The following is a 2082-nucleotide window of genomic DNA, read 5'->3' on the forward strand; positions in this document are numbered from 1 at the left end:
GTCCACCACAGTTCGGACGCTGGAAGTGGCACGACCCCGATGTGCACGCCCAGCTGCTCGCCGACAACAACACCCGGCTCTGGGTCTTCAGCCCGTCGACGCTGACGTGCAGCGATCCGGCCGCCATGATCGGCTACTGCGACCAGGCGCAGGGCAGTAACCGGACGTTTTACGCGCATTACCGGGCGGTTGGCGGTCGCAACGCGCACTTCAATTTCCCGACCGGCGGCAACCACGACTGGGCGAACTGGAGCGCCCAGCTGTCGGCCATGTCCGGCGATCTGGCGGCCGCCATCGCCTGATCGGGCCGACGCGCCGGGCAATTGGGAAACGGCTGGCCCGGTGCACTTTTGGGGAGCCGGTACCGTGAAGGGGTGCAGCAGACGGTACGGATCGCGGCTACGTCGGTATCGATGTCGATATCGACATGGTTGCTTGTCGCATCCGCCGTGACAGCTATCACCGGCTGCGGGGTTGGCGACGACCTGACCGCGCCGATGCGAATGCCGACCTCCGACAGCGCGGTTGCCGGTGCCGGCGATGAGCTGACGGTGACGGCCAGACAGCGGGAATACCTGGACGCGCTGAGGGCGGCGGGTCTGCAGCCGTCCAGCGACCTGTTGGCACTGACCATCGGCTCCTACGTCTGCCAGGCGCACGCTGCCGAGCAGAGTGAGCAGGCGGTGTGGTCGTTCGTGGCGCCGCTGGTCCGCAGCGACGTCGGGGCCAGCGATCCGAGCCCGGCGGAGCCGCCGTCGGCCCGCATCCAGTCGCCCCCCGCGGCACGATCCGATTCGCGCGCGGTGGACGCGCACGCGCCAGCTACTACTGGTGTCGCCACGCCACCGGCCGACGACGTCGACCGGGCGACCGCTGACTACATCCGGATCGCCACCGACCGACTCTGCTAGGCGGACCACCCGCCCGTGAGGAGCAGCCCCAGCAATGCCAAAAAGCAGCCGTCGTAAACGGCACCGCATCCTCGCCCTGGCCGCCGCCGGGGCGATGGCGATCGTGGTGGCGTTGGTCGTGACGATGGTGGTCGTCTTCATGCGACGTTCGGACGAGCCGCCCACCGCCACGCCGCCGACAGCGGTTCCGCCGACGGCGGTGCAGCCGGGCAAGAAGCCGCGACCGGAGTTCCAGGACGCCAGCTGCCCGGATGTGCAGATGATCTCCATCCCGGGCACCTGGGAATCCTCGGTGCAGCTGGACCCGTTCAACCCGGTTCAGTTCCCGGCCGCGCTGCTGCTCAATGTCAGCAACCCGATCCGCGCGCAGTTCGGCAGTGACCGGGTAGAGGTCTACACCGTGCCCTATACCGCCCAGTTCCGTAACCCGTTCGTGAACGACGGGCAGAAGACGTACAACTACAGCCGCACCGAGGGCCACCGCGCCGCGGTGCAGGCGATGACGCAGATGAATGAGCGCTGCCCGCTGACCAGTTACGTGCTGGTCGGGTTCTCCCAGGGGGCCGTGATCGCCGGGGACATGGCCAGCGACATCGGTAACGGCCGCGGACCGGTCGACGAGGATCTGGTGCTCGGCGTCACGCTGATCGCCGATGGGCGTCGTCAGGACAACGTCGGTCAGGACGTCGGCCCCAACCCGGACGGCCATGGTGCGGAGATCACCCTGCATGAGATACCGATGCTGTCCCAGTTCGGGCTGGAGATGACGGGCCCGCGGCCGGGCGGCTTCGGCGCACTCAACGACCGGACCAACGAGATCTGCGCACGCGGCGATTTGATCTGCGCCGCACCGGAGTCGGCTTTCGACATCACCGAGCTGCCCAGGACGCTGGAGGTGCTCAGCGGCGGCGCCGGTCAGCCGGTGCATGCGATGTACGCCACGCCGGAGTTCTGGAATCTCGACGGTCGATCGGCGACCCAGTGGACACTGGAATGGGCGCAGCAACTGATCGAGAACGCACCGCACCCCAAACACGGATAGTGATCCGCGAAACTTGTGCCCGCGGTTGGATTTGGTCGGTGCCGACTCGGTCACCTAACATTAAGAGAAAACTAAGAGCGATGGCCGACCGTTGACCTGCCGGGGCGTGCACCCAGCGTTGCTGAGGTG

At 67.3% G+C, this 2082-nt stretch carries 3 protein-coding genes; all 3 read left to right on the plus strand.

What is annotated here, in order from left to right; genetic code table 11:
* Window positions 1-302: alpha/beta hydrolase-fold protein (locus tag ACN269_RS33555; protein ID WP_421477186.1), on the plus strand; the 302-nt coding region annotated here is incomplete at its 5' end.
* A 147-nt stretch (window positions 303-449) separates the two neighbouring features.
* Entirely contained in the window at window positions 450-911 is a 462-nt protein-coding gene (locus ACN269_RS33560; protein ID WP_421477188.1) for a hypothetical protein, read from the plus strand.
* 94 nt (window positions 912-1005) lie between these two features.
* Window positions 1006-1953 (plus strand): cutinase family protein, encoded by a 948-nt coding sequence (locus tag ACN269_RS33565; protein ID WP_421477190.1) that lies wholly within the window; start codon window positions 1006-1008, stop codon window positions 1951-1953.
* Window positions 1954-2082 lie beyond the last annotated feature (129 nt).

This window comes from Micromonospora sp. WMMD736 (genome assembly GCF_049179015.1).
Taxonomy (GTDB): Bacteria; Actinomycetota; Actinomycetes; order Mycobacteriales; family Micromonosporaceae; genus Micromonospora.